The organism is Antiquaquibacter soli (assembly GCF_030580675.1).
Taxonomy (GTDB): Bacteria; Actinomycetota; Actinomycetes; order Actinomycetales; family Microbacteriaceae; genus Rhodoglobus; species Rhodoglobus soli.
Genome location: NZ_JAUQUB010000007.1, coordinates 1 through 26,763, shown reverse-complemented (window position 1 = coordinate 26,763; position 26,763 = coordinate 1). Strand labels below are relative to the sequence as shown.

The following is a 26,763-nucleotide window of genomic DNA, read 5'->3' as shown; positions in this document are numbered from 1 at the left end:
TCTGCGTTAGGTTGGCACCATGTCGTGGTGGCGGAGGCTCCGGGCGGCGCTCTCGCGCCGTCGGCCGCCGCTCCTGCACGTCGCGGGCGACACCGGCGAGGGCCCCGTGGTGATCCTCATCCACGGGATCGCCTCGTCGGCGGCGACGTTCCGCCGGGTCATCCCCGACCTGGAGAAGCACTACCGCTGCATCAGCCTCGAGCTCCTCGGATTCGGCGAGTCGCCGGCGCCCGAGGGGGCCACGTACACGATCGAGGAGCACGTGGCATCCATCAAGGCCACGATCGCCTCCCTGAAGCTCGGTGCGCCGTTCATCCTCGTCGGGCACTCGCTCGGCGGACTGCTCTCCGCGCGCTACGCCGCGCAGAACCCGGCACAGGTGTCGCGGCTCATCCTCGTGAGCCCGCCCGTATACCTCTCACCCATGGAGCTCGCCGACCCTGCGGCGCGGGCGCAAGTGAGCCTCTATCTGCGCGTCTACGAGTTCCTGCGCACCAACAAGGACTTCACGATGGCGACCGCGGCGACCATCTCGCGCATGCTCAAGCTCGGTACGGCGCTCGAGGTGTCGGAGCGCAACTGGAGTGCGTTCATCCTGAGCCTGCAGAACTGCATCGAGTCGCAGACCACGGTCGCCGACATCGCGGCGGTCCGCGTGCCGATCGACGTCGTGTACGGGGCGCTCGACCAGTTCCTCGCGCCGGGCACGATGCGCATCATCGGGCAGATGCGCCACGTCACCATGCATCGCGTCGAGGTCAACGACCACCTCGTTCGCCCGCGGCTGGCCCGCGAGCTCGTCAAGGTCATCGGGTAGTCATCGGCTAGTCATCGGTGGGGGCTCATCGGCTAGCGTGGAGCCCATGCAGCATCGCACCGCCGCGCGGCTCGGCCGCCCTGTTTCCGTCATCGGCCTCGGCACCTGGCAGCTCGGCGCCGATTGGGGGGATGTCAGCGAGGCGGATGCCCGTGCCATCCTCACCGCGTCCGTCGAGGCCGGCGTCGACTTCTTCGACACCGCCGACGTCTACGGCGACGGCCGGAGCGAGTCGTTCATCGGGGACTTCCTCGCGGATCACCCCGACCTCGACGTCTTCGTCGCGACGAAGCTCGGCCGGCGGCTGCCGCAGGAGCCCGAGAACTACTCGATGGCCAACTTCCGCGCCTGGACGGATCGCTCGCGCGCCAACCTGCGCCGCGACACCCTCGACCTTGTGCAGCTGCACTGCCCGCCGACCGCGGTCATCGAGTCCGACCGCGTCTTCGACGACCTCGACACGCTGGTCGCGGAGGGAGCGATCGCGCGGTACGGCGTCAGCGTCGAGGAGGCGGGGCAGGCGCTGACCGCGATCGCCCGGCCGGGAGTCGCGAGCGTGCAGATCATCCTCAACGCGTTCCGGCTGAAGCCGCTCGACGAGGTGCTGCCCGCGGCGATGGATGCGGGAGTGGCGATCATCGCGCGCGTGCCGCTCGCGAGCGGACTGCTGAGCGGGCGCTACACGAAGGACACCGTGTTCGCCGCCGACGATCACCGCACCTACAACCGCCACGGCGAGGCGTTCGACGTGGGCGAGACCTTCTCCGGCATCGACTTCGAGCTCGGCGTCGAGGCCGCCCTCGAGTTCGCCGAGCTCGCCGACTCGCAGGGGCTCACCCCCGCGGTTGCCGCCCTCGCGTGGCTCGCGCAGCTGCCGGGCGTCACCACGGTCATCCCCGGCGCGCGCACCGTGCGGCAGGCCCAGTCGAACGCGAGCGCGGGCTCGGTTCCGGAGCTCACGCCCGAGTTCACCGAGCAGGTCCGCGACCTCTACGACCGGCGCATCCGGGCAGCCGTCCACGACCGATGGTGAGCCGGCGCCCGGGTCTCGGCCCGGCGTTCGGCAACCTCTTCACCGCAAACCTCGCGTCGAGCCTCGGCGACGGGATCGCCCGCACGGCGATCCCGCTGCTCGCCGCCCGGTTGACGAGCGACCCCGTGCTCATCTCGGTGATCGCCGCGCTCGCGATGCTGCCGTGGCTGTTCTTCGCGATCCCGTCGGGCATCGTCATCGACCGGGTCGACCGGCGCCGCGCGCTCGCCGTCGCGCAAGCGGTGCGCACCGCCCTCGGGGTGCTGCTCGTCGTGCTCGTCGCCACCGACGAGCTCACCATCTGGTGGCTGTATATCGTCATCTTCGTCTACGGGGCGTTCGAGACGCTGTACGACGGCGCGATCCGGGCGGTCGTACCGAGCATCGTCGCTCGGGAGAATCTCCCGCGCGCGAACTCCCGCATCGAAGGCGGCGAGCTCGTCGTGCAGAACTTCGTGTCCGGTCCGCTGACGTCGGCTCTCTTCGCCGTGTCCGTGCTCATCCCGCTCGGGCTCAACGGCCTCGTGTTCGCGGTGGCGGGGGCGCTCGCGCTCGCGTTGCCGCGCGCGGCATCCGGGCTTCAGTTCGAGGATGCGGATGCGGGGCCGAGGCCTGCCTGGTATCGGCAGTTCGCCGACGGGTTCCGATTCATCCTCGGGCACCGGCAGTTGCGCATCCTGTGGTTCCTGACCATCTTCATCGGCATCGCGACCTCCGCCGCGACGGCGACGTGGGTGCTCTTCGTGCTCGAGACGCTCGAGGTGCCGGAAGCCTGGTTCGGCGTCTTCATGATCACGGGAGCGGTCGGCGGCATCATCGGCGCGGCGATCACCGATCGGCTCAAGCGCTGGTGGGGAGCCGGCACGACGATGGGGGTCATGTCGGCGCTCTCCGGCGCCGCGTTCCTTTTCGCGGGACTCGTGCCGACCGTCTGGGGCGGGGCGATCGGCTTCGCGGTGAGCTCCCTGGCCATCACGACGTGGAATATCTTGATCATGTCGCTGCGGCAGAGCATCATCCCCGGTGGCTTGCTCGGGCGGGTGCACGGCGCCTGGCGCACCCTGCTGTGGGGCACCATGCCGATCGGCTCGCTGCTCGGCGGCGCGATCGCGACGGGGTCGCTCGCCCTCCCGCTCCTCGTCGGAGGCGGTGCGGCGATGCTCGCGAGCCTCGCCTTCTTCCCCTTCCTTCGGTCGCTGCCCAACCCCGAGGACGTCGTGCAGGATGACGGTGCCGGCCCGACGGATCCGCTCGCCGCGCAGTAGCCGTCAGCCGCGCGCGAGCCACTCCCGGATGACGGCCATGGTCTCGTCGGGCCGGTCGCGGTGGGGCGAGTGCCCGGTGCCCGGCACGATCACATAGTCGACGCGAGGGTTCGCGGCGACACGAGCGGCGGTCTCCGGCGCGAGCATCGTGTAGACCTCGGGGTCGCCCGAGACGATGAGCGTCGGAACTCCGAGAGCCTCGGCCTCGGAGCGGATGTCCCACGTGCCTGAATCGGTGAACGTGCGGGAGACGGCGTCGGGATGCACGGCGCGCACGCCCTCGAGCTTCGCCGCCCGATCGCGCTCGTGCCAGTGCGGCTTGAGCTCGGCGATCGTCTCGGCGGTGAGCTCGAGCTCCGAGACCTGGTCGGCGATGGTCTCGTCCCACAGCTCTGCCGGCACGTGCAGCACCGGGTCGAGGAGCACGAGCCTGCGCGCGAAGCCGGCATCCTGAGCAGCGAGCACGGTCGACGCGCCGCCGAGGGAGTGGCCCACGACAAGGTCCCAGCCCTGGCGCGGCAGGTCGCCCGCATAGTCGGCGAGAGCGTAGGAGTCGGCTCGCGCCGCCGCGCCGTGGCCCCGCAGGTCGACGGCGGTGACGTGCCATCCCTCCTCGACGAGGGCGGGCGCGAGGTGCCACCACGAGCCCGACTCGGAGCTGAGGCCGTGGACGAGGAGGGCGCGGGGGCCGCCCGGCGTGCCCCAGGTGACGGTGGGGAGGGTCATCCGCATACGGTACCGAATCCCCGGGAAGGCTCTCAGCCCTCCAATGGTTGACTTGTCACATGAAGCTCATGATCATTGTCGGCAGCGTCCGTCCGGGCCGAGCAGGCCTTCCCATCGCTCAGTGGGTGCACCAGCGGGCATCGAGCGAGGGGCGCTTCGACGTCGACTTCGTCGATCTCGCCGAGCTCGCCCTCCCGTTCATGGACGAGCCCGCCCACCCGGCCAAGCGCCAGTACACGAAGCCGCACACGATCGCGTGGAGCGAGCGGGTGGATGCTGCTGACGCGTTCATCCTCGTGAGCCCCGAGTACAACCACTCGTACTCGCCCGTGCTCAAGAACGCCCTCGACTACTTGTCGCAGGAGTGGCGGCACAAGCCGGTCTCGATCGTGAGCTACGGCGGAGTGTCCGCGGGCAGCCGAGGTGTCGCCGCGCTGGAGCCCGTGCTCACGACGATCGGCCTCGTCAAGGCGGGGGCGAACGTCGAGATCAACTTCGTCGGCCAGCACGTTCAGGACGGGGTCTTCCACCCCGAGCAGAAGCACGACTCGATCCTGCACACGGTGTTCAACCAGCTGCACGACCTGTCGAGTGCGCTGACGACGCTGCGCACCCCGGTATAGGGCGGCAACTCGCCGGAGCATCCTGAGACAACCCGGTTTCTCAGGAATACGCGCCCGCCGAGTGGATAGTGTCGCCCGCGGGCTGATATTCCTGAGAAACGGGGTGGAGCGGGATGACGCGGGCCGTGGTGGTCGCTAGCTCGGCTGTACCGGCACCGGCGCCGTGTCGGGAATCGGCCCCACCTCGCGACCGCGCAGGTCGGGATGCCATCGGCGCAGGAGGGTGGGCACGACGAAGCCCAGGAGGGCGAACGCGGCCGCGGCCCAGAACCCGCCGATAGCGCCGTTCGCGTCGATGAGGAAGCCCGCGATCGCGGAGCCGATCGCCGCGCCGATGAGCTGCCCCGTACCGACCCAGCCGTAGGCCTCGGCGGTGTCGCTGAACTTCACGCTCGACGACACGATCGCGAAGATGACGGCGAGCGCGGGGGCGATTCCGATGCCCGCGACGAGCAAGGCGATCGAGAGCCACCAGAAGTCGAGCCACGCCATCGCGAGCGCCATGCCGACGAAGACGACGAGCATCCGGCGCGCGAGCGCCCACGGGCCGATCGGGAGGTGGCCTAGCGACAGCCCGCCGACGAGCGAGCCGAGCGCGAACACGGCGAGGACGATGCCGGCCTCGGGTCCGCCGTGGCCGAAGACGGCGACAACGCCAGCCTCGACCGCCGCGCACGCGCCCACGAGAAGGAAGCCCGTGATGGTCGCCAGGAGTACGGGCGGTCGCTTGAGGACAGTGCCGAACGAGCGCTTGGATCGCGGGATGCGGACGCGCCCGACCTCCGGGGAGGCGATGAACCAGATCCCGCCCCCGATGAGGAAGGCCCCGGCGAGGATGATCGCCGACTGCGTCGACACCTGGGTCGCGACGAAGGTGGTGATGACCGGCCCGGCCACCCAGATGATCTCCTGCGCCGAGGCGTCGAGCGAGAACAGGGGAGTGAGCTGCCGGGAGTTGACCATCTTCGGGTAGATCGTCCGCACCGCGGGCTGGATGGGGGGAGTGCTGAGCCCGCCGAGGAAGCCGACGAGCATGTAGACCGGCACCGACATCGGGATGAGGGCGATCGAGAAGATGCTCGTCGCGCACACGATGAGCGTGAGCACGAGCACGCGGCGCATGCCCCACACGCCCATCCACCGGCTCGTCAGCGGGCCGGCGATCGCCTGCCCGATGCTCGTGGCGGCGAGCACGAGTCCGGCCGCGCCGTACGACTCGTGCACGCGCTCGATGTGGAGGAGGTACGCGAGGGAGAGCATCCCGCCGGGGAACCGCGCGGTGAGCTGGGCGGCGATGATCCGTCCGACTCCGGGGGTTCTCAACAGGCTGATGTAGCTACTCACAAGGCTCCCAGCTTAGCGGCGGGCATTCGCGTGATCACGGGCCGGAATGGAGCCCCGGAGCCTGTGAAAAGTGTGCATAACCCCGCCGAACTTATCCACACCTGTGGACGACACGCCCACTACATCTAGGGTTACCCCCGTGTCGGTGGCACGAGATATAGTGATCGAACCGTCCGGCGGGGGAGACTGCCGGAGAGCGTATTCCGGGGTACACAATGCCCCGATTCGAGGTCTGAACAGAGGGAGTTCTGGTGGGAATCACTGTCGTCAAGCGCAGCGGCGAGCGGGAGCCGTACGACGCGAACAAGATCAACCTGGCGATCGAGGCGGCCAGCGCCGGCCTCGACGAGAACATCACGTGGGTGACGCAGATCGCGTCCGAGCTCGAGCTCACGCTGTTCGACGGCATCACCACCCAGCAGCTCGACGAGGCGGTCATCCAGGTCGCCCTGCAGAACGTCAAGGACGACCCCGCGTTCGACATCGTCGCCGCGCGCCTGCTGCTCAAGACCATCTACAAGCGCGTGCTCGGCGACTACGAGACGGCGGAGGAGCTCAAGGAGCTGCACCGCGCGCACTTCAAGCCCAACGTGACCCGCGGCGTCGAGGAGGGACTCCTCGACCCCCGCCTCACCCAGCTCTTCGACCTCGACTACCTGGCGACCCAGCTCGAGCCCTCGCACGACGAGCTGCTCAAGTACATCGGCGTCGTGACCCTCAACAACCGCTACGGCATCAAGGGCCGCAACGGCGACGCGCTCGAGGTGCCCCAGTACTTCTGGATGCGCATCGCGATGGGCCTCTCGCTCAACGAGGCCAACCCCACCGAGGCGGCGCTCAAGTTCTACGAGAAGATGTCGAGCCTCGAGTACCTCGCGGCCGGCTCCACCCTCGTCAACGCGGGCACGATCTACCCGCAGCTCGCGAACTGCTTCGTCATGGAGATGCAGGACGACATGGAGCACATCGCGAAGACGACGCGCGATGTCATGTGGCTCACGAAGGGCACCGGCGGCATCGGCCTCTCCGTCACGAAGCTCCGCGCGCAGGGCTCGCCCATCCGCTCCAACAACACCACCTCGACCGGTCCGATCCCGTTCATGCACACGATCGACTCGATCCTTCGCGCGGTCAGCCGCGGCGGCAAGAAGTTCGGCGCGCTGTGCTTCTACATGGAGAACTGGCACCTCGACTTCCCCGAGTTCCTCGAGCTGCGCAACAACTCGGGCGACCCCTACCGCCGCACCCGCACCGCGAACACGGCTGTCTGGATCTCCGACGAGTTCATGAAGCGTGTGCAGAACGACGACGACTGGTACCTGTTCGACCCGCTCGAGGTCGCCGACCTCAACGAGCTCTACGGCAAGGAGTTCTCGGCGCGCTACAACGAGTACGTCGCCAAGGCCGAGGCGGGCGAGCTGCGGATGGTCAAGAAGATCTCGGCGCGCGAGCAGTTCAAGGCGATCCTCATCTCCCTCCAGACCACGAGCCACCCGTGGCTCACCTGGAAGGACACGATCAACAACCGCGCCCTCAACAACAACACCGGCACGATCCACCTCTCCAACCTGTGCACCGAGATCACGCTCCCGCAGGACGAGGACAACGTCTCCGTCTGCAACCTCGCGTCGATCAACCTGTCGCAGCACCTCATCGAGGCGTCGACGCCGGATGCCCGTCCCACCGTCGACTTCGCGAAGATCGAGGAGTCGGCCCGCCTCGCGGTGCGCCAGCTCGACAACCTTATCGACATCACGCGCTCGAGCGTCAAGGAGGCGGACTTCTCCAACCAGCAGAACCGCGCCGTCGGCCTCGGCGTGATGGGCTTCACCGACATCATCGAGAAGCTCGGCTACAGCTACGAGAGCGAAGAGGCCTACGACCTCATCGACGAGATCATGGAGCACGTCTCGTACGCGGCGATCGATGCATCCACCGAACTCGCGAAGGAGCGGGGCGCCTACCCGAACTTCGAGGGCAGCCGCTGGTCGCAGGGCCTCGTCCCGCTCGACTCGATCGCCCTCACCGAGCAGGACCGCGGTGTCGAGATCAAGGTGAACCGCACCACCCGCCTCGACTGGGACGCGCTGCGCGCCAAGGTCAAGGGCGGTATGCGCAACGCGACGCTCATGGCGATCGCGCCCACCGCGTCGATCGGTCTCGTCGCCGGCACGACCCCCGGTCTCGACCCGCAGTTCTCGCAGATCTTCAGCCGCGCGACCTCGAACGGCAAGTTCCTCGAGGTCAACCGCAACCTTGTCGCCGACCTCCAGCGCCTCGGCATCTGGGAGTCGACCCGCGAGTCGATCCTGCGCAGCCAGGGAGACATCCAGGGCATCGCCGCGATCCCGGACGACCTCAAGGCGGTCTACAAGACGAGCTTCCAGCTCTCGCCCTACGCCTTCCTCGAGGTCGCCGCTCGCGCCCAGAAGTGGATCGACCAGGCCATCAGCCGCAACATGTACCTCGAGACGCGCGACCTCGGCGACATGATGGACATCTACTTCGGTGCGTGGGAGCGCGGCGTCAAGACGACGTACTACCTGCACATGAAGCCCCGCCACACGGCCGAGCAGTCGACGGTCAAGGTCAACAAGACGGAGGAGATCACCGAGGGCGCCAAGCGCGGCTTCGGTGCGGCGGCGGATGCCGCGGCTCCCGTCGAGGCGGCCGCTCCCGCTGCGGCTCCCGCCCGCCGCGGCTTCGGCGGACTGGGGGCGTGACCATGGAGCGCTCCGTCTTCGTGAACACCGTCGAGTACGACGTGCCGGTCGACCCCATGGACGACCTGCAGTGCGACAGCTGCCAGTAACCCCCTAGGGGCCCGCACGCCGACCGCGGGCGGGCCCCGCTCGGAACATCCCAGAAGGAGAGTCATCATGCCGATCCTCGGCACCGGAATCCAGGAGGGCCTCCTCCTCAAGCCCGTCACCTACAAGTGGGCGATGGACCTCTACGACCAGGCCGTCGCCAACACCTGGTTCCCCAACGAGATCCAGCTCGGCGAGGACATCGCCGACTTCAAGAAGATGACGGAGGAGGAGCGCCACGCGATCACCTTCCTCATGAGCTACTTCAACCCGAACGAGCTGCTCGTCAACAAGGCGCTCGCGTTCGGCGTCTACCCCTACATCAACGCCCCCGAGGCGCACCTCTACCTCGCGAAGCAGATGTGGGAGGAGGCCAACCACTGCATGAGCTTCGAGTACGTGCTCGAGACCTTCCCGATCGACCGCGAGGAGGCCTACAACTCCCACGTCGACGTGCCGTCGATGGCGCGCAAGGAGGAGTTCGAGGTCAAGTTCATCAAGCGCATGACGGAGGACGCCCTCGACATCACGACGACCGAGGGCAAGCAGGACTTCATCCGCAACCTCATCGCGTACAACATCATCCTCGAGGGCATCTGGTTCTACTCGGGGTTCATGGTCGCGCTGAGCTTCCGCCAGCGCAACCTGCTGCGCAACTTCGGCTCCCTCGTCGACTGGATCGTGCGCGACGAGAGCCTGCACCTCAAGTTCGGCATCAACCTCATCCTCACCGTCCTCGAGGAGAACCCCGACCTGCAGACGCCGGAGTTCGCGGCGGAGATCAAGCAGATGATCCTCGACGCCGTCGAGATGGAGGAGCAGTACAACCTCGACCTCCTGCCCGGCGGCATCCTCGGCCTCAACGCGACGTACATCAACCAGTACGTCAAGTACCTCGCCGACCGCCGACTCGAGGAGTTGGGCTTCGGCGCCCACTACAACGTCGCGAACCCGGCGAAGTGGATGGCGGCCGCCAACGACACCCTCCAGCTCGTCAACTTCTTCGAGTCGACCAACACGTCGTACGAGTCGAACGCGTCCGCGACGACCGCATCCAGGTGAGTCTGCGGCTCGTCACCGTCGAGTGGGACGACCCGCGCGCGGCCGCCCTTCGCGATGCGATGAACGCGGAGACGAGCGCCATGTACGAGGTGTTCACCGCGGGCAACAGCGCAGAGGTGAACGCCGCAATCGACGACGCGCTCGCGGTGGATGCTGCGGACATCGTGCACACCGTGCTCGCCCTGGACGGGGACGAGCCCGTGGGACACGCCGCCCTGCGTCCGTTCGAGCGGGAGCTCGAAGTCAAAAAGGTGTTCGTGACGCCGACGGCCCGGGGGCGCGGGATCTCCCGCGCCCTCATGCTCGAGCTCGAGGCGGTCGCGCGGGAGCGGGGCGTGGCATCCCTCGTCCTGCAGACCGGGCCGCTGCAGGTCGCGGCGATCGCGCTGTATCTCAGCCTCGGCTACGAGCAGATCCCGGCGTTCGGCAAGTACGGCGTCATCGCGAACGCCCTGTGCTACCGCAAGCGCCTGGAGTAGCGTCGGGAGCATGACGACGACGCACGCGATCGTGGCGAGCGGCCCCGGTGGGCCGGAGGTTCTCGAACTGCGGGAGGTGCCGCTGGCGGCGCCGGGTTCCGGGGAGGTGACGATCTCGGTGCGGGCGGCAGGGATCAACCCCGTCGACCTCAAGAAGCTCGCCGGCGCGGAGGCGGGGGCGCGACCGGGTATCGAGCTGTCGGGCGTCGTGACGGCGGTCGGCGACGGCGCGGTCGGTCCGCTCGGGGAGATCGCGGTCGGGGACGAGGTCGTCGCCTACCCGGTGGTCGGCGGTTATGCCCAGGACGTCACGGTGCCCGCGACCTCGGTGCTGCGCAAGCCGCGCGCGCTCGACTGGGCGCGGGCAGCGAACCTGCTCCTCGTCGGGGTGACCGCGACCCACCTGCTGGAGGCGACGGGCGTGCACGACGGCGACACGGTTCTCGTGCACGGCGCCTCGGGCGGCGTCGGGCTCACCGCCCTCCAGCTCGCTCTCCAGCGCGGGGCGACGGTCGTGGGCACGGCCAGCGCCGCGAACCAGCAGCTCGTGGCCGATCACGGGGGCATCCCCGTCATCTACGGGGAGGGGCTTGCCGACCGGGTGCGGTCGGCCGCCCCGGAGGGCATCGATGTCGCCCTCGACACCGTCGGCACCGACGAAGCGGTCGACGTCTCCCTCGAACTGGTCGCGGACCGGGATCGCATCGCGACGATCGCGGCGTTCGCGCGGGGCGGAGAGGCGGGAATCCGGCTGCTCGGGGGCGGGCCCGGTGCCGACCCGGGACGCGAGATCCGCTCGGCCGCACGAGGTCCCCTCGTGGAGCTCGCCGATCGCGGCGCCCTCGATGTGGTGGTGGGCCGAACGTTCCCGCTCGCGGAGGCGCGCGCCGCCCTCGAGCTCGTCGCGAGCGGCCACCCGGGCGGCCAGGTCGCGCTGCTGCCGTAGCAGCGCCCCGGGGCCGGGAGCTAGGCGGGTTCGACCCCGAACGCCCGCGCGAGCTTGTCGATCTTCTCCGCACGGCCCAACCGCGGCAGGTCGGAGCCGTCGCGGATGACCCGGCCGCGGGCCTCGAAGTCGGCGAGGAACTCGCGCGCCCACGCGACATCCGAGCGCGTCGGGCTGATGACCTCGTTGATGATCGGAAGCTGCTCCAGGTCGAGGCACAGCTTGCCGGTCATCCCGAGCGCGACGGCCACGGACGACTGCTCGCGCAGCACCGGATGGCTCGTACCGACCGTAGGTCCGTCGATGGGACCGGGCAGCTTGCCGACGCGGCTCGCGACGACGAGGCGGCTGCGCGGGTACGCCATCGCGAGGTCGTCGGCGCTCGTGCCGGTGTCGCGGCGGTAGTCGCCGCTGCCGAAAGCGAGCCGGTAGGCGCCGCGCGCGCGGGCGATTGCGGCGGCTTCCTCGATGCCGAGGGCGGACTCCACGAGAGCGATGACCGGGGTCGTGCCGCGTAACCGGTCGAACGTCTCGGTGACGTGGGCGCCGGCCTCGGTCTTGGCGAGCATGACCCCGCGGAGACCGGGCAAACCGGCGAGGGCGTCAACGTCGTCCGACCAGAAGTCGCTCGTGCGGTCGTTGATGCGTACCCAGCCGCTGCCGCCGGAGCTCAGCCAGTCGACGATGTCCCCGCGGGCGCTGTCCTTGCGACGGGGGTCGACGGCGTCCTCGACATCGAGGATGATCTGGTCGGCGCGCGACGCCTCGGCTGCGTCGAAGTCCTCGGGGCGCGTGGCGGCGACGAGGAGCCAGGAGCGGGCGATCTCGGCGGACACGTCTCGGGGGGTCTGCTGCTGCACTGCGACGAACCTCTTCCTTGGGGGCTTCCCAGGCTACCGCGTTAAGCCTTGGTGTACACCTCTGCTTAACACGTGCTATTCGACCAGTGCCTTCGCGATCCGCTGCGGGCTCACCGGTCCGTCGGTGCCGAGGTGCTGGGCGAACAGCGAGAGACGCAACTCCTCGAGCATCCAGCGCACCCGGCGCAGAGCGGGGCTCGCGTCGGCCGCGAGGGGCAGGCTGCCACCCGCGGCGACGTACGTCGCCGTCGCCGCCTGCACTTCCTGCATCCACGCCCGGTCGCGACCAGCATTGTCCGCCAGCCGAGATACCCGGTGCACGATGCCCTGCAGGTAGAGCGGGTACCGGCGAAGTCGGGGGAGCCCCGCACGGGAGACGAAGCCGGGATGCACGAGCGCATCGAGTTGGGAGCGGGCGTCGCCGAGCGGCGCGATGAGCGACATGCTCGTGGCATCCCGGATCGCCTTGTCGGCATCGCGCGCCCCCGACAGGATGCGCGACACGAGCGAGACGGTGTCGAACAGCAGGTCCATGATCGCGGCGGAGACCGCGGTGCGCGCGGCCTCGAATTGCGCCTGAGTGAAGATCTCGCCGACGTCGACGACGGCCTCGATGCACGCGATGAGGCAGTCCTCGAACAGCTCCGCATTCGAGCGGTAGGGGGATGCGGCGAGCGCGAGCTTCTCCTGAGTGGTCAGGTGCTCCTGCACGTAGCCGGCCGGCGAGGGGGTCGCGAGCACCAGCAGGCGCAGGACCCCGCGCCGGTGAATCGCCGCCTGGTCCGCCGCGGTCGCCTGCAGCCGGATCGCCACCGAAGCGCCCTCGTCGACGAGCGCCGGGTAGGCACGGATCGTGTTGCCGCCGTGCGAGACATCGCGCGAGCGCTCGAGGTCTCCGAAGTCCCACGAGGTGATGCCCGTGCGCTCGACGCGCTCGGCGGCGCGGGGGGCATCCACGACCCGGGCGACGGACTCGCGGGCGGCGGGCTTGAGGCCCGCCTGGAGGGCGGAGAGCGACTTGCCGCGGCGGATGACCTTCCCGCGGGCATCCGCGACGGCGAAGGTCACGGTGAGGTGCTCGGGCACGCGCGTCCAGTCGAAGTCGGCGGGCGTGACCGGCGTGTGCGTCTGCGCCTGGATCTGGCGGGCGAGGAAGTCGGTGATCGATCCCTCCGGCTCGGCGGGGGCATCCGCGAGGAGCCGGCGCGCCCAGTCCGCGGCGGGGACCACGTTCTTGCGGATGTGCTTCGGGAGAGCCTTGATGAGCGCCGTGACGAGTTCCTCGCGCAACCCCGGCACCTGCCAGTCGAATCCGTCGGCGGTGAGCCCGGCGAGCAGGGGGAGCGGCACGGTGACGGTGACGCCGTCGTCGGAGGCGCCGGGCTCGAAGCGGTAGGAGAGGGCGAGTGACTGGTCGCGGTGCGACCAGGTCGGGGGAAAGTCCTGGGTGTCGGGCAGCTCGTCGTCGTCGTCGAGGAGGTCCTCCTCGCGCATGAGCAGCAGGTCGGGGGAGTCGGTGCGCGCCTTCTTCCACCAGCCCTCGAAGTCGCGCACACTCGCCACGTCGCGGGGGATCCGCCGATCGTAGAACTCGAAGACGGCCTCGTCGTCGAACAGGATGTCCCGGCGGCGCGTGCGCTCCTCGACCTCGGCGAGGCGCTCCCGCAGCTCGCGATTGGCCACGAAGAAGCCCCAGGCCCGTCCCCTGAGGCTCTCGAACGGCACATCGCCGTCAACGAGCGCATTCCGGATGAACAGGTCGCGGGCGTAGGGCAGGTCGATCCTCGAGAACTGCACGCGCCGCTTCGCGACGATCGGCACCCCGTACAGGGTGACGCGCTCGAACGCGACGACGGCGCCCTGCTTCTTCTCCCAGTGCGGCTCCGAGTAGGTGCGCTTGACGAGGTCGCCCGCGAGCGGCTCCGCCCACGCCGGATCGATGGCGGCGTTCATCCTCGCGAACAAGCGACTGGTCTCGACGAGCTCGGCGCTCATGATCGCGGCGGGCTGCTTCTTCGCGAGCGCGGAGCCCGGGAACACGATGAAGCGGGTGCCCCGGGCGCCGGCGTAGTCCTTCTTCGCGAGGTCGCGGAGGCCGATGTGCGAGAGCAGTCCGGACAGGATGCTGCGGTGGATGCCGTCCGGGTTGATGTGCGGCTCGCCGACGTGGAGGCCGAGCTGCTTGGCAGAGCGGGTGAGCTGGCGGTAGACGTCCTGCCACTCCCGCACTCGCAGGTAGTTGAGGTACTCGGCCTTGACCGTGCGGCGGAACTGGTTGCCGGAGAGCTCCTTCTGCTGCTCGTGCAGGTGGTTCCACAGGTTGAGCAGCGTGAGGAAGTCGCTCGTCGGGTCGACGAACCGCGCGTGCTGCTGGTCCGCCTGCGCGCGTCGCTCGAGGGGGCGCTCGCGAGGGTCCTGGATGCTCAGGCCCGCGACGATCGCGATGACCTCGCGCGTGCATCCCTGCCGCTTCGACTCGATGACCATGCGCGCGAGCCGCGGGTCGAGCGGAAGCCGGGTGAGCTGACGACCGATCTGCGTGATGCGGCCGTCCTTGTCGAGGGCATTCAGCTCCTTGAGCAGGTCAAGGCCGTCGCGCACGCCGCGGGAGTCGGGCTTCTGCAGGAAGGGAAAGGCCTCGATGTCGCCGAGGCCGAGCGAGATCATCTGCAGGATGACCGAGCTCAGGTTGGTGCGCAGGATCTCGGGGTCGGTGAACTCGGGCCGACGGAGGAAGTCCTCCTCCGAGTAGAGCCGGATCGCGATGCCGTCGCTCGTGCGCCCTGAGCGACCCGAGCGCTGGTTGGCGGAGGCCTGGCTGATCGCCTCGATGGGGAGCCGCTGGATCTTCGACCGGGCGCTGTAGCGGCTGATGCGCGCGGTTCCGGCGTCGATGACGTACCTGATGCCCGGCACGGTGAGCGAGGTCTCGGCGACGTTCGTCGCGAGGACGATGCGGCGGCGGATGCCCGGGCTGCGCCGATCGAACACCTTGTGCTGGTCGGCCGCGCTCAAGCGCCCGTAGAGGGGCAGCACCTCGGTGAGCGGCAGGTTCCGCCCGCGGATCGCATCCTCGGCATCTCGGATCTCGTTCTCCCCGGACAGGAACACGAGAACGTCGCCGTCGGACTCGCGGGCGAGCTCGTCGAGTGCGTCGTTGATGCCCTGGAGGTAGTCCCGGTCCGCCGTCTCCTCGCCGTCCTCGTCGTCCGACGCCTCCGCGACGAGAGGGCGGTAGCGGATCTCCACGGGGTACGTGCGACCGGAGACCTCGATGATGGGTGCGCCGTCGAAGTGCTTCGAGAAGCTCTCCGGGTCGATCGTCGCGCTCGTGATGATGACCTTGAGGTCCGGGCGGCGGGGCAGTAGCTGCTTGAGGTAGCCGAGCAGGAAGTCGACGGTGAGGCTGCGCTCGTGGGCCTCGTCGATGATGATCGCGTCGTACTGCGTCAGGTCGCGGTCGCGGTGGATCTGGTTGAGCAGGATGCCGTCGGTCATGAGCCGGATGCGGGTGTCCGGTCCCGCGACATCCGTGAACCGCACCTGGTAGCCCACGAGTCCGCCGACGGTCGTGCCGAGCTCGTCGGCGACGCGCTCGGCGATCGTGCGCGCCGCGATCCGCCGCGGCTGGGTGTGCCCGATCGTTCGGAAGCCCATCTCCAGCAGCATCTTGGGCATCTGGGTCGTCTTGCCCGAGCCGGTGGCACCGGCGACGATGACGACCTGGTTCTCGCTGACCGCGCGCACGATGTCGTCCCGCCGTTGGCTGACGGGCAGCTCGGGCGGGTAGGAGATGACGGGGGCGGTCTCAGACATGAGCCCTCCAGCTTAATCCCCGGTGGGACTTTGGGATGATCGCCAGAGATGATCGCTAGGGCATACTCGTCGCATGCGCTGGTTGTCGCCGCCGCCGCTGCTGAACATCGTCGACGACCGCGGCGATGGACCCGTCGTCGTTCTCATCCATGGCATCGCGTCGTCCTCGGTGACGTTCCAGAACCTCATCCCGCTCCTCGAGAGCGGTCACCGCTGCATCTCCATCGACCTGCTCGGCTTCGGCACCTCGCCGATCGTGGAGGACTGCGACTACGCGCTCGCCGACCACGCAAGAGCGATCCACCGCACGATCCAGTCTCTGCGGCTACGGGAGCCCTTCACGCTCGTCGGCCACTCCATGGGCGCGCTCATCGGCGCCCGGTACGCCGCTCGATGGCCGCGGCACGTCGCCAAGCTCGTGCTCGTGAGCCCGCCCATCTACCTGTCCCCGGGCGAGCTCTCGGACGACCTCGATCGTGGGGTGATGGACTTCTACCTGAGGGCCTACCGCTACATCCGGGAGAACAAAGGCTTCACCCTTCAGCACGCGGCGATCGTCGAGAAGTTCCTAGCGATCCCGAAGGCGATGGACATCACCGAGCGCACCTGGACTCCGTTCGTGAAGTCGTTGCAGAACTCCATCGAGTCGCAGACGACCGTGAGCGACCTCGCCGCCGTGAAGGCTCCCGTCGAGATCGTCTACGGCTCGATGGACGAGTTCTCCGCGGCGGGCTCGATGAAGATCGTCGCCCGACTGCGGGGGGTCACGGTGCACCGGGTCGCCGCGAGCGACCACCTCATCGGGAAGCGGCTGGCTCGCGTCGTCGCCCAGGCGATCTAGCGCTGCCCAGCCCGACACCCCCGAGCACGAGCAGGATGCCCAGCCCTTGAAGCGCCGTGAGCGACTCACCGGCGACGAGAGTGCCGAGCAGGACGCCGGTTACCGGGTTGAGGAGACCCACCACGCCGACGACGCCCGCAGGCAGGTGCTTCAGTCCGGTGAACCATGCCACGAAGGCGAGCGCCGTGCCGATGAGGGTGATGTAGGCGAAGCCGACGACGGAGCCCGGGGTCGGCGACGGCGGAGGGCCCTCGACCAGGACGGCGACGGGGGCGAGTAGTACGGAGCCTGCGAGCAGTTGCCAGGCGGTGGTCGCAAGGATGGGGGCATCCCCGCTCCAGCGACGCGCGAGCAGGAAGCCGACGGAGGAGCAGCACATCGCGGCGAGAGAGGCGACGACGCCCCACGGGTTCACGTCGGCGCCGCCCGGGGAGAGCATGACGACGACCCCGGCGAACCCCACGAGCGCCCCCGCGAGCGACAGCCACGTGGGATGCTGCCGCAGGATCGGCCAGGCCAGCAGCAGGATAACCCCCGCTGAGGTCGCCATGACCGTGGAGGCCACGCTCGACGGCAGCAGCTGCGCCGCGAGGTACACGAGCACGAAGAACGCCCCGATGTTGAGCACGCCGAGCACGAGTGACTTCCACCACCACGACCCGTGCGGGCGGCGGCGTACGAGGGCGAGCAGGATGAGGCCCGCCGGCAGCGCGCGGATGAACGCTCCCCACAGCGGCTGGTCTGCGGGCAGCAGTTCGCGCGTCACGATATACGTGGAGCCCCACGCGACGGGGGCGATCGCGGTCACGAGCATCCACCGCCATTTAGTTTCCATGGAAGCTACTATAGCTTCCGAGGAAGATATTATGGACGGATGACCCCCGACCACGTCTCTCGCATCCAGGAGCAGTGGCGCCGCGAGCGCCCCGACCTCGATGTCGCGCCGCTCGGCGTCATCGGCCGACTGCATCGGCTCGCGAACCGGCTCACGGACGAGCTCGTCGCGGTGTACCGGCAGCACGGGCTCGGGGAGGGGGAGTTCGACGTGCTCGCCGCGCTGCGCCGGCAGGGGCATCCGTTCGAGCTCGCGCCGGGCGAGCTCGCCGACCACACCATGGTGACCACGGGGGCGATGTCGAAGCGCGTCGATCGGCTCGAGGATGCCGGGCTCGTGTCCCGGCGGGCATCCGAGCACGACGGCCGCGCCCGGGTTGTCGCCCTCACCGATCGCGGTCGAGAGGTGATCGACGCGGCATTCGCCGACCACATGGCGAACGAGCAGCGGCTCCTCGCGGAGGTGCCGGAGCGTGACCGCGCGACCCTCGAGCGCATCCTGCGGGAGTGGCTGGCGCGCACCTAGCGACCATCCCTCGTCCCCGCCCCTGTCCCCCCTCCCTGACCTGACCTGACCCTGTCCACTTCCGAAACGACGGAGATCCCCGCGGGGAGGGCGGCCCTCGTAGTCTGGCGCCCACTATCTCACCGCGATCTCCGTCGTTTCGGAAAGGGAGGGCCCTCTCGCCCGCGCGGGGATGTATACATTCGGCGCCGGTGGTGACATCTCAACGCGACAAGGCGTACGCTGTGTATACACAGGAGGTGCGATGCGAGCGAGTGAACGCGCGTACTCGACCCTCCGCGAGGACATCATCGACTGGCGGATCGAGCCCGGCACGGTGCTCGCGGAGGTCGAGCTGTCCGAGCGGCTCGGCGTCTCCCGAACCCCCGTGCGCGAGGCGCTCGGCCGACTCGTCGCCGACGGGCTCGTCGCCGCTCAAGGCGGCCGCGGACTCGTGGTGACCGCCGTCTCGCTCGACGACATCGCCCAGCTCTTCGAGCTCCGCCAGGCCCTCGAGCAGCAGCTCGCCCGGCTCGCGGCGCGCGGTCGCGACCCCCGGGTCTTCGAGCAGCTCGCGCTCGAGTTCTCCGCCGCCCCCGCGCTCCTCGCCACCGACGATCGCGAGGAGTACTACGACCTCGTCGCTCGCTTCGATCAGGCGATGGATGCCGCGGCCGCCAACCCTTACCTCGTGGCGGCCCTGCGCACCGTCCGACCCCACCTCGCTCGGGTCCGACGGATCTCCCAGGACGACACCGACCGCCTCATCGAGGCGGCGCACGAGCACCTCACGATCGTCGAGGCCGTCGCCGCGGGCGATGGTGAGCTCGCGGCATCCGCCACCCACGTCCACCTGCACCGAAGCCTGCAGAACATCCTCGGAAGAAGGAAGTAGATGAAGCTCCACCCCGTCCGCACCTACCGCAGCGACGAGCACCTCGCCCGAGAGGACCAGCTCGCCTGGAAGATCGCCGAAGTCGCGAGCGAGCAGCTCGAACCGACCGCCGAGGTCGCCGACATGGTCATCAACCGGGTCATTGACAACGCCGCCGTGGCCGTTGCCTCGCTCACCCGCGCGCCCGTGGTCTCGGCTCGCGCCCAGGCGGAGGCGCACCCGGTGTCGCGCGGCGGCGACGGGGCCACCGTCGTCGGCAGCGACCTGCTCACGAGCCCCGAGTGGGCGGCGTGGGCGAACGGGGTGGCGGTGCGCGAGCTCGACTACCACGACACATTCCTGTCGGCCGAGTACTCGCACCCGGGCGACAACATCCCCGCGATCACCGCCGTCGCCCAGCACCTCGGGCGGTCCGGCGCGGAACTCCTGCGCGGAATCGTCACGGGCTACGAGATCCAGATCGACCTCGTGAAGGCGATCAGCCTGCACAAGCACAAGATCGACCACGTCGCCCACCTCGGCCCCTCGGCGGCCGCCGGAATCGGCACGCTGCTCGGCTTGCCGACCGAGACGATCTTCCAATCGATCGGCCAGGCGCTGCACACCACGACCGCGACCCGCCAGTCCCGCAAGGGCGAGATCTCGACGTGGAAGGCGCACGCCCCCGCATTCGCCGGCAAGATGGCCGTCGAGGCCGTCGACCGGGCGATGCGCGGCCAGACCAGTCCGACCCCGATCTACGAGGGCGAGGACGGCGTCATCGCATGGCTCCTCGACGGGCCCGAGGGGCGCTACGAGGTGCCGCTGCCGGAGGCGGGGGAGCCGCGGCTCGCCATCCTCGACTCCTACACGAAGGAGCACTCGGCGGAGTACCAGGCGCAGGCGTGGATCGACCTCGCCCGCAAGCTCGGCACCGAGCATCCCGAGCTCCGCGACCCGGCGAACATCGTGCGCGCGGTGCTGCACACGAGCCACCACACCCACTACGTGATCGGCTCGGGCGCGAACGACCCGCAGAAGTACGACCCGACCGCGAGCCGCGAGACGCTCGACCACTCGATCCCGTACATCTTCACCGTGGCGCTCCAGGACGGCGAGTGGCACCACGAGCGCTCCTACTCGCCGGAGCGCGCGGCGCGACCCGACACCGTCGCGCTCTGGAACAAGGTCACGACCGTCGAGGACGCCGAGTGGACGCGCCGCTACCACTCCCTCGACATCGCCGAGAAGGCGTTCGGCGGCCGCGTCGAGATCGAGCTCGCCGACGGCTCGCGCCTCGTCGACGAGATCGCCGTCGCCGATGCGCACCCGCTCGGCGCTCGCCCGTTCGCGCGCGAGCAGTACGTCGGCAAGTTCCGTTCGCTCGCCGCGGGAGTGCTCGCGGATGCCGAGATCGAGCGCTTCCTCGACGTCGCCCAGCGGCTGCCCGAGCTCACCGCCGCCGAGCTCGGCGGACTCACCGTACGCGGGTCGTTCCCCGCCGTCACGCCGAAGGGGATCTTCTGATGCTGCACTCCCACGTCACCGCCTCCCACAAGCGCAAGGCGTTCCGCGCCGGACTGTCGAGCGGCACCATCCAGCGCTTCCCCGGGGCGTTCACCCCGCTGTCGACGCGGCTCATCCAGGAGAAGGGCTTCGAGGGCGTCTACATCTCGGGCGCCGTCATGGCCAACGAGCTCGGCCTGCCCGACATCGGGCTCACGACGCTCAGCGAGGTCGCCCAACGGGGCGGTCAGATCGCCCGCACGACCGACCTGCCCACCCTCATCGACGGCGACACCGGCTTCGGCGAGCCGATGAATGTCGCCCGCACCGTGCAGGTGCTCGAGGACGCCGGCCTGTCGGGCGTCCACTTCGAGGACCAGGTCAACCCGAAGCGCTGTGGTCACCTCGACGGCAAGGACGTCGTCGACGAGCAGACCGCGGTGAAGCGCATCCGGGCTGCCGTCCAGGCGCGTCGCGACCCCGACTTCCTCATCATGGCGCGCACCGACATCCGCGGTGTCGACGGACTGCAGGCCTCCCTCGATCGGGCGAAGGCCCTCGTGGATGCGGGTGCCGACGCCATCTTCGCCGAGGCCATGGCCGATCTCTCCGAATTCGAGGCGATGCGGGCCGCGGTCGACGTGCCGATCCTCGCGAACATGACCGAGTTCGGCAAGAGCGACCTCTTCACCGTGCAGCAGCTGCAGGACGTCGGCGTGAACATGGTCATCTTCCCGGTGTCGCTGCTGCGCATCGCGATGGGTGCGATCGAGCGTGGTCTCGATGCCCTCGCCGCCGAGGGGTCGCTGCAGTCTCAGGTACCGACCATGCAGACCCGCGCCCGGCTCTACGAGCTCGTCGACTACTCGGCCTATGCTGCCTTCGACGAGGGCGTTTTCACGTTCGATCTGAGCACCAACCGCTAGGAGCACACCCCATGACCGAGACCGAGATCCGCAAGGGGCTCGCGGGAGTCGTCGTCGACACCACCGCGATCTCGAAGGTGAACCCCGAGACGAACTCGTTGCTCTACCGCGGCTACCCCGTGCAGGAGCTCGCCGCGAAGTGCACCTTCGAGGAGGTGGCGTACCTGCTGTGGCACGGCGAACTGCCCGACGAGAAGCAGCTCGCCGAGTTCGAGCAGTTCGAGCGGGCGCACCGCCACCTCGATCCGGTGGTCAAGCGCGTCGTCGACGAGCTGCCGGAGTCCGCGCATCCGATGGACGTCGTGCGGACGGCGGTGAGTGTGATCGGCGCCTCCGACCCTTCGACGCCGGATGACTCGGAGACGGCGAACCTCGACAAGGCCACGCGACTCTTCGCGCAGCTCCCCGCCATCGTCGCGTACGACCAGCGCCGCCGTCGCGGCGAGCACCTCGTCGAGCCGCGCGACGACCTCGGCTACTCCGCGAACTTCCTGCACATGACCTTCGGCGAGGTGCCGGAGGAGGTCGTGGTCTCGGCGTTCGACGTGTCGATGATCCTCTACGCGGAGCACTCCTTCAACGCATCGACGTTCACGGCGCGGGTCATCACGTCGACGCTCTCCGACCTCTACTCGGCGGTCGTGGGCGGCATCGGTGCGCTCAAGGGCCCGCTGCACGGCGGCGCGAACGAGGCCGTCATGCACATCTTCGACGAGATCGGGTCGGCTGATCGCGCGGTCGCGTGGCTCGAGGAGTCGCTCGCTGCGAAGCGCAAGATCATGGGATTCGGCCACCGCGTCTACAAGAACGGCGACTCGCGGGTGCCCACGATGAAGGCATCGCTCGACACCCTCATCGCCCACTACGAGCGGCCCGACCTGGGGGAGCTGTACGACACGCTCGAGGCCGCGATGACGGAGCGCAAGGGCATCCTGCCGAACCTCGACTACCCGAGCGGCCCCGCCTACCACCTCATGGGGTTCGACACTCTCACGTTCACCCCGCTGTTCGTGGCGAGCCGTGTGACCGGGTGGACCGCGCACATCATCGAGCAGTTGCGCGCGAACGCGCTCATCCGCCCGCTGAGCTCGTACGTCGGCTCGGAGGAGCGGCACCTTCCCTGAACCCGCCGATCGGGTATACGCTTCAGGTCCACTCGGAACGGAAGGAGGCAATCGTGACCACGGTCTTTGTCGTGCTCTCAGCCGACCTTTCCCTTTCCGAGGCGCGCTCGCTCTGATTCTGTCGAGGCGCCTCCTGTTCTAGGAGCACCTCACGTTGTTTCTCGATTCGATCGACCCCACCGACGCGTCCCAGGCGCTGTCCACAACACTGACGTTCACGGACGTCGAACCCGGCGACGGCCAGCGCCGCAGCACCTGGACCGCCATCACTCCCAGCCAGCGCGGCCCCCAGCCGTGGCCCGACTGGGTGATCACGTCCGACGGTGCGCTCGACACCGAGCTCGGCATCGTCAAGACCGGCAAGGAGGCAGACCTCTACCTCATCGAGCGGGGCGAGCCCGGCGGGCCGTCGAGCATCCTCGCGGCCAAGCGCTATCGCGGTACCGAGCACCGCGACTTCACGCGGTCGTCGCTGTACGAAGAGGGTCGTCGCACGCGACGGAGCCGGGATGCCCGCGCCCTCGCCAAGGGCAGCGCCTACGGTCGGGCGCTCGCCGCAGACCACTGGGCCTTCGCCGAGTTCGAGGCGTTGAGCCGGATGCACCTGCTCGGCGCACCCGTGCCGTACCCCGTGCAGGTCAACGGCACGGAACTGCTCATGGAGTTCATCGGCGACGGGACCACGGCCGCCCCGCGACTGGCGCAGGTGCGCGACGACGAGTCGCTGCCGGACCTGCTCGAGCAGATCGTCGACGCGATGCGGGTCTTTGCGCGAGCGGGCTTCGCGCACGGCGACCTCTCGCCGTACAACCTCCTCGTGAACCGCGGTCGGGTGGTGGTCATCGACCTGCCCCAGATCGTCGACGCGATCAGCAACCCGAACGGGCTCGACCTCCTGCACCGTGACTGCGTGAACATCGCCGAGTGGTTCTCGCGGCGGCGCGTGCCCGTCGACGCCGAGGAGCTCTTCGGCGAACTGCTCGGCGAGCTCTACTCGTAGACTGGTGCGGTGGGTGGGCCGCCGGGTCCATTTCGGGCATCGCGCTTTGAGGGCAGGGTCGAGCGCACGTCGAAAGCGCACCCCATGATCGATTCCGCACCCCCGAAAGCCAGCCTGCTGAGAGCGGTCGGCTGGAGCTACTTCCCCGTCGCGTTCATCGGCCGGCTGCCGTTCGCCATGACCGTCGTCGGGGTGCTGACGCTCGTCGCGACCGTGCGCGAGTCGTACACGGAGGCCGGCCTCACCTCGGCGTTCGTGGGGATCGGTAGCGCGGTGTGCGGTCCGTTCCTCGGCGCCCTCGCCGACCGGCTCGGCCAGCGGCCGGTGCTGCTCGTCGCCGCAGCCCTCAACGCGGCGGCGTTGCTCGCCATCACCGCGCTCGTCTACGGGGCGGTTGGACTGCCCGTGGTGCTCGCGGCGGCGTTCTTCGTCGGGGCGACGAGCCCGCAGCTCTCACCCATGTCGCGCACGCGACTCGTCGCCATCCTCGGCCGCACGCTGCCGATCGAGCGGCACGCGAAGGCGATCGCAGGAACCATGAGCTACGAGTCGATGGCCGACGAGCTCGTGTTCGTCTTCGGCCCGCTGCTCGTCGGCGTTCTCGCGTTCCTCGTCGGGCCGTGGTCGCCGATCGTGATCGCTGCGGTGCTCACCCTGGTGTTCGTGGGCGCGTTCGCGCTGCATCCGACGGCGCGGGTCGATGCTGTGCGGGCGGGCACTCCGGCGGTGGCTGCTCCGCGGTCGGAGCTGTTCCGGGCGGGCATCCTCGTGCTCGCGGCGGGTACGGTGACCGTCGGCTTCTTCTTCGGCGCCGCGCTCACGTCGCTCACTGCCTTCATGGGCGTGTATGCCGAGGTATCGCAAGCGGGCATCGTCTACGGTGCGATGGGCATCGGGTCTGCCGCGTTCGCGCTCGGTATCGTGCTGCTGCCCGAGCGCTTCCCCTATCGATGGCGATGGATGCTCTTCGCCGTCGTCGCCCTCGCGGGCTCGGCTGCGATGCCGTTCGTGCAGAGCATCCCGGCCATGGTGGCGGTGCTCCTCGTCACGGGCTTCGGTATCGGCCCGATCCTCGTCACCCTGTTCAGCCTCACCTCGGTGCGCTCGCCGGCGGGACGGGCGACGACGACGATGACGCTCGTGAGCGGCGGCGTCATCCTCGGCCAGTCGCTGTCGAGTGCGATCACCGGGGCGGTCGCCGACGCCGCGGGCCACTCGACGGCGTTCCTGCTCGTGGTCGCCTCGACGGCCGTACTCGTCGTGCTCGGCGTCGTCAACTGGGCGATCGAGCGCGGGCCCGGTTCTAGGCTGGACGCATGACTGTTCCCACCATCTCCCTCAACGACGGAACCACGATCCCGCAGCTCGGCTTCGGTGTCTTCAAGGTCGACCCCGACGAGACAGAGCGCATCGTCTCCGACGCGCTCGAGGTCGGCTACCGGCACATCGACACCGCTGCCGTCTACGGCAACGAGGTCGGAGTCGGTCGCGCGATCGAGAAGTCGGGCATCCCGCGTGACGAGCTCTATGTCACGACCAAGCTGTGGAACAGCGACCAGGGCACGCAGTCGGCGTTCGACGCGATCGACCTGAGCCTCGAGAAGCTCGGCCTCGAGCACGTGAACCTCTACCTCATCCACTGGCCGCGTCCCGACCTCGACAAGTACGTGGAGAGCTGGCTCGCGCTCGAGGAGATCCAGCGCTCCGGCAAGGCGACCTCGATCGGGGTGTCGAACTTCCACGAGAACCACCTCGACCGGCTGCTCGCGGAGACGACGGTCGTGCCTGCTGTCGATCAGGTCGAGCTGCACCCGACGTTCGCCCAGGCCCCGCTGCGCGAGTACCTCGCAAGCAAGGGCATCCACACGGAGGCGTGGGGTCCCCTCGGTCAGGGGAAGTACGACCTGTTCGGCCTGCCGGCCATCGCGGATGCTGCGGCGGCGCACGGTGTCAGCCCCGCGCAGGTCGTGATCCGCTGGCACCTACAGAAGGGCATCATCGTGTTCCCGAAGTCGAACTCGCGGGAGCGCATGGCCGAGAACTTCGACGTCTTCGGCTTCGAGCTGTCGGGCGAGCAGATGGGTGCGATCGATGCGCTCGACGCCGGCAACCGTGTCGGCGCCGACCCGGAGGCTGCGCGCTTCTAGCTAGAGCACGATCGTCTCGCCGCGCGGGTTTGCCACGAGCAGCCCCGCGTCCGCGAACGCCTCCTCGAGCTGCTCGCGCGATTCGCTGAAGTGCTCCCAGTCCTCCGTGTGGAGGCCCACCACGGTGGTGGCGTTGAGCAGTCGCGCCGCTTCGAGCGCGTCGAGCGACGTGAGGGTCAAGGGCGCGTCGATCTGCGGGATGCGGGCGGCCCCGGCGAACAGGATCGCGATGTCGATGCGGTCGAAGGCTCCGGCGATCTGCTCGACGAGCGGCAGCGACGCGTTGTCTCCGGAGACGTAGACGGTCGGGCATCCGGGCGCTTCGAGGACGAAGCCGATGACGGGGCCGAGCCGCTTCTCCGAGCCGGGCGGACCGTGCAGTGCCGGAACCGCGGTGACGACGACGTCTCCGATCTCGTGGGTCTCCCAGTTGTCGAGGCCGATGACGCCGCCTCCGAAGAGATCGCTCGCGGCCTTCATGGTGCTGAGCGTCGGCACCCCCGTGGCGAGTAGTTCAAGACCCTCGTAGTCGAGGTTGTCCTCGTGCTCGTGGTGCGACAGGAGGACGAGGTCGATCGGGCCGAGCTCGAGGCGCGGGATGGCCGGGCCGGCCGTCTTGACGAGGGGCGGGTCATCCGGCTCACCGTACGAACCGGGCGGGTCGAATGTCGGGTCCGTGACGATTCGCAGTCCCGCGTACTCGATCACGGCGGTGGGTCCGCCGATGTAGGTGATGGTCGTCCTCGACATACTCCGAGACTATCCCGGCCGATCGAGTGCATCCCGACTACTGCGTGAATGGGCTTTTGGGTCGGAGGGGTACTTCGTCTCCGGTGGGGGAGATGGCGGTGAGTCCGTGGGGTTGTTGGTGGATGTGCCAGTGGTTGTTGTGGAGTTGCATGTGGTGGAAGCGGCAGAGGGGGATGCCGTTGTCGAGGGTGGTGTTGGTGCCGTCGAATGCGTGGATGTGGTGCATTTCGGTCATGGTGGGTGGTCGGTCGCAGTCGCCCCAGGGGCAGCCGTTCCAGTGGGCGGTGGCGGCGATGCGTTGTCTCGGGGTGTGAAGTCGTTGGGTGTGGCCGACGTCGATGGGGTCGGCGCCGTCGAAGAGGACTGGTAGCCACCCGGTGTCGCAGGCGAGGCGTTGGGCGGTGGCGGTGGACAGGAACGCGGTCTGTCCTTCGAGGTAGGAGAACCCGGTGCCGTGCTTGAGGTCGGCGGCTTG

At 69.0% G+C, this 26,763-nt stretch carries 25 protein-coding genes; 18 read left to right on the top strand and 7 right to left on the bottom strand.

Features of this window, described 5'->3' with window-relative positions; genetic code table 11:
* Positions 1 to 19: 19 nt before the first annotated feature.
* Genes Q5716_RS15360 through Q5716_RS15350 form a run of 3 tightly spaced genes read left to right on the top strand, consistent with a single transcriptional unit; the run spans position 20 to position 3,115 of the window.
* Positions 20 to 817: an alpha/beta fold hydrolase gene (locus Q5716_RS15360; protein WP_305004039.1), complete on the top strand. Its 798-nt coding sequence runs from the start codon at positions 20 to 22 to the stop codon at positions 815 to 817.
* Between the two features lie 46 nt (positions 818 to 863).
* Entirely contained in the window at positions 864 to 1,850 is a 987-nt protein-coding gene (locus tag Q5716_RS15355; RefSeq protein ID WP_305004038.1) for an aldo/keto reductase, read from the top strand.
* Complete coding sequence (locus Q5716_RS15350; protein ID WP_305004037.1) at positions 1,847 to 3,115, top strand: MFS transporter; 1,269 nt, start codon at positions 1,847 to 1,849, stop codon at positions 3,113 to 3,115. Before Q5716_RS15355 ends, Q5716_RS15350 begins: the two co-directional genes overlap by 4 nt.
* Positions 3,116 to 3,118: 3 nt before the next feature.
* On the opposite strand, the gene Q5716_RS15345 is transcribed toward Q5716_RS15350, so the two are convergent.
* Complete coding sequence (locus Q5716_RS15345; RefSeq protein ID WP_305004036.1) at positions 3,119 to 3,841, bottom strand: alpha/beta fold hydrolase; 723 nt, start codon at positions 3,839 to 3,841, stop codon at positions 3,119 to 3,121.
* A 59-nt stretch (positions 3,842 to 3,900) separates the two neighbouring features.
* On the opposite strand from Q5716_RS15345, the gene Q5716_RS15340 reads away from it, so the two are divergent.
* On the top strand, positions 3,901 to 4,464 hold the full coding sequence (locus Q5716_RS15340) for an NADPH-dependent FMN reductase (RefSeq protein WP_305004035.1): 564 nt from the start codon (positions 3,901 to 3,903) through the stop codon (positions 4,462 to 4,464).
* Between the two features lie 135 nt (positions 4,465 to 4,599).
* Here Q5716_RS15340 and Q5716_RS15335 read toward each other — a convergent pair whose 3' ends face one another.
* The gene (locus Q5716_RS15335; protein ID WP_305004034.1) at positions 4,600 to 5,808 is read right to left on the bottom strand and encodes an MFS transporter; all 1,209 of its coding nucleotides are present in this window, start codon (positions 5,806 to 5,808) and stop codon (positions 4,600 to 4,602) included.
* Between the two features lie 251 nt (positions 5,809 to 6,059).
* Here Q5716_RS15335 and Q5716_RS15330 point away from each other — a divergent pair, with 251 nt between their 5' ends.
* The 5 genes from Q5716_RS15330 (at position 6,060) to Q5716_RS15310 (ending at position 11,105) form a co-directional block, all read left to right on the top strand.
* Positions 6,060 to 8,531 (top strand): ribonucleoside-diphosphate reductase subunit alpha, encoded by a 2,472-nt coding sequence (locus tag Q5716_RS15330; protein WP_305004033.1) that lies wholly within the window; start codon positions 6,060 to 6,062, stop codon positions 8,529 to 8,531.
* Positions 8,528 to 8,620, top strand: a complete 93-nt coding sequence (locus Q5716_RS15325; RefSeq protein WP_305004032.1) for a ribonucleotide-diphosphate reductase subunit beta — start codon at positions 8,528 to 8,530, stop codon at positions 8,618 to 8,620. The genes Q5716_RS15330 and Q5716_RS15325 overlap by 4 nt, the downstream gene beginning before the upstream one ends.
* 67 nt (positions 8,621 to 8,687) lie before the next feature.
* Complete coding sequence (locus Q5716_RS15320) at positions 8,688 to 9,680, top strand: ribonucleotide-diphosphate reductase subunit beta (RefSeq protein WP_305004031.1); 993 nt, start codon at positions 8,688 to 8,690, stop codon at positions 9,678 to 9,680.
* Positions 9,677 to 10,159 carry a GNAT family N-acetyltransferase gene (locus Q5716_RS15315; protein ID WP_305004030.1) on the top strand — a complete coding sequence of 161 codons (483 nt, stop codon included), beginning with the start codon at positions 9,677 to 9,679 and terminating at the stop codon, positions 10,157 to 10,159. The genes Q5716_RS15320 and Q5716_RS15315 overlap by 4 nt, the downstream gene beginning before the upstream one ends.
* A 10-nt stretch (positions 10,160 to 10,169) precedes the next feature.
* On the top strand, positions 10,170 to 11,105 hold the full coding sequence (locus tag Q5716_RS15310) for a quinone oxidoreductase family protein (protein ID WP_305004029.1): 936 nt from the start codon (positions 10,170 to 10,172) through the stop codon (positions 11,103 to 11,105).
* A gap of 20 nt (positions 11,106 to 11,125) precedes the next feature.
* Here the strand turns inward: Q5716_RS15310 and Q5716_RS15305 are convergent, their stop codons facing one another.
* Entirely contained in the window at positions 11,126 to 11,965 is an 840-nt protein-coding gene (locus tag Q5716_RS15305; protein ID WP_305004028.1) for an HpcH/HpaI aldolase/citrate lyase family protein, read from the bottom strand.
* 75 nt (positions 11,966 to 12,040) lie between these two features.
* A complete protein-coding gene (gene hrpA, locus Q5716_RS15300; RefSeq protein WP_305004027.1) occupies positions 12,041 to 15,781 on the bottom strand; it encodes an ATP-dependent RNA helicase HrpA in 3,741 nt (1,246 codons plus the stop codon).
* A 73-nt stretch (positions 15,782 to 15,854) separates the two neighbouring features.
* On the opposite strand from hrpA, the gene Q5716_RS15295 reads away from it, so the two are divergent.
* Positions 15,855 to 16,622: an alpha/beta fold hydrolase gene (locus Q5716_RS15295; protein WP_305004026.1), complete on the top strand. Its 768-nt coding sequence runs from the start codon at positions 15,855 to 15,857 to the stop codon at positions 16,620 to 16,622.
* On the opposite strand, the gene Q5716_RS15290 is transcribed toward Q5716_RS15295, so the two are convergent.
* A complete protein-coding gene (locus Q5716_RS15290) occupies positions 16,579 to 17,457 on the bottom strand; it encodes a DMT family transporter (RefSeq protein WP_305004025.1) in 879 nt (292 codons plus the stop codon). The two genes, Q5716_RS15295 and Q5716_RS15290, sit on opposite strands and share 44 nt — an antisense overlap.
* Before the next feature lie 39 nt (positions 17,458 to 17,496).
* On the opposite strand from Q5716_RS15290, the gene Q5716_RS15285 reads away from it, so the two are divergent.
* From Q5716_RS15285 to Q5716_RS15250, 8 genes are all read left to right on the top strand, one after another.
* Positions 17,497 to 17,982, top strand: a complete 486-nt coding sequence (locus Q5716_RS15285; protein WP_305004024.1) for a MarR family winged helix-turn-helix transcriptional regulator — start codon at positions 17,497 to 17,499, stop codon at positions 17,980 to 17,982.
* 244 nt (positions 17,983 to 18,226) lie between these two features.
* Positions 18,227 to 18,856, top strand: coding sequence for a GntR family transcriptional regulator (locus Q5716_RS15280; RefSeq protein WP_305004023.1), 630 nt, complete (start codon positions 18,227 to 18,229; stop codon positions 18,854 to 18,856).
* Complete coding sequence (locus Q5716_RS15275; RefSeq protein WP_305004022.1) at positions 18,857 to 20,362, top strand: MmgE/PrpD family protein; 1,506 nt, start codon at positions 18,857 to 18,859, stop codon at positions 20,360 to 20,362.
* Positions 20,362 to 21,267, top strand: coding sequence for a methylisocitrate lyase (gene prpB, locus Q5716_RS15270; RefSeq protein WP_305004021.1), 906 nt, complete (start codon positions 20,362 to 20,364; stop codon positions 21,265 to 21,267). Before Q5716_RS15275 ends, prpB begins: the two co-directional genes overlap by 1 nt.
* A gap of 11 nt (positions 21,268 to 21,278) precedes the next feature.
* Positions 21,279 to 22,391, top strand: coding sequence for a bifunctional 2-methylcitrate synthase/citrate synthase (locus tag Q5716_RS15265; protein WP_305004020.1), 1,113 nt, complete (start codon positions 21,279 to 21,281; stop codon positions 22,389 to 22,391).
* Between the two features lie 154 nt (positions 22,392 to 22,545).
* The gene (locus Q5716_RS15260; RefSeq protein WP_305004019.1) at positions 22,546 to 23,391 is read left to right on the top strand and encodes a serine protein kinase RIO; all 846 of its coding nucleotides are present in this window, start codon (positions 22,546 to 22,548) and stop codon (positions 23,389 to 23,391) included.
* A gap of 84 nt (positions 23,392 to 23,475) precedes the next feature.
* Positions 23,476 to 24,711 carry an MFS transporter gene (locus Q5716_RS15255; protein WP_305004018.1) on the top strand — a complete coding sequence of 412 codons (1,236 nt, stop codon included), beginning with the start codon at positions 23,476 to 23,478 and terminating at the stop codon, positions 24,709 to 24,711.
* Positions 24,708 to 25,538: an aldo/keto reductase gene (locus tag Q5716_RS15250; protein ID WP_305004017.1), complete on the top strand. Its 831-nt coding sequence runs from the start codon at positions 24,708 to 24,710 to the stop codon at positions 25,536 to 25,538. Before Q5716_RS15255 ends, Q5716_RS15250 begins: the two co-directional genes overlap by 4 nt.
* Here the strand turns inward: Q5716_RS15250 and Q5716_RS15245 are convergent, their stop codons facing one another.
* Complete coding sequence (locus tag Q5716_RS15245) at positions 25,539 to 26,288, bottom strand: MBL fold metallo-hydrolase (protein ID WP_305004016.1); 750 nt, start codon at positions 26,286 to 26,288, stop codon at positions 25,539 to 25,541.
* A gap of 37 nt (positions 26,289 to 26,325) precedes the next feature.
* Positions 26,326 to 26,763 (bottom strand): HNH endonuclease signature motif containing protein (locus Q5716_RS15240; RefSeq protein WP_491047339.1); only part of this gene is annotated, 438 nt, incomplete at its 5' end.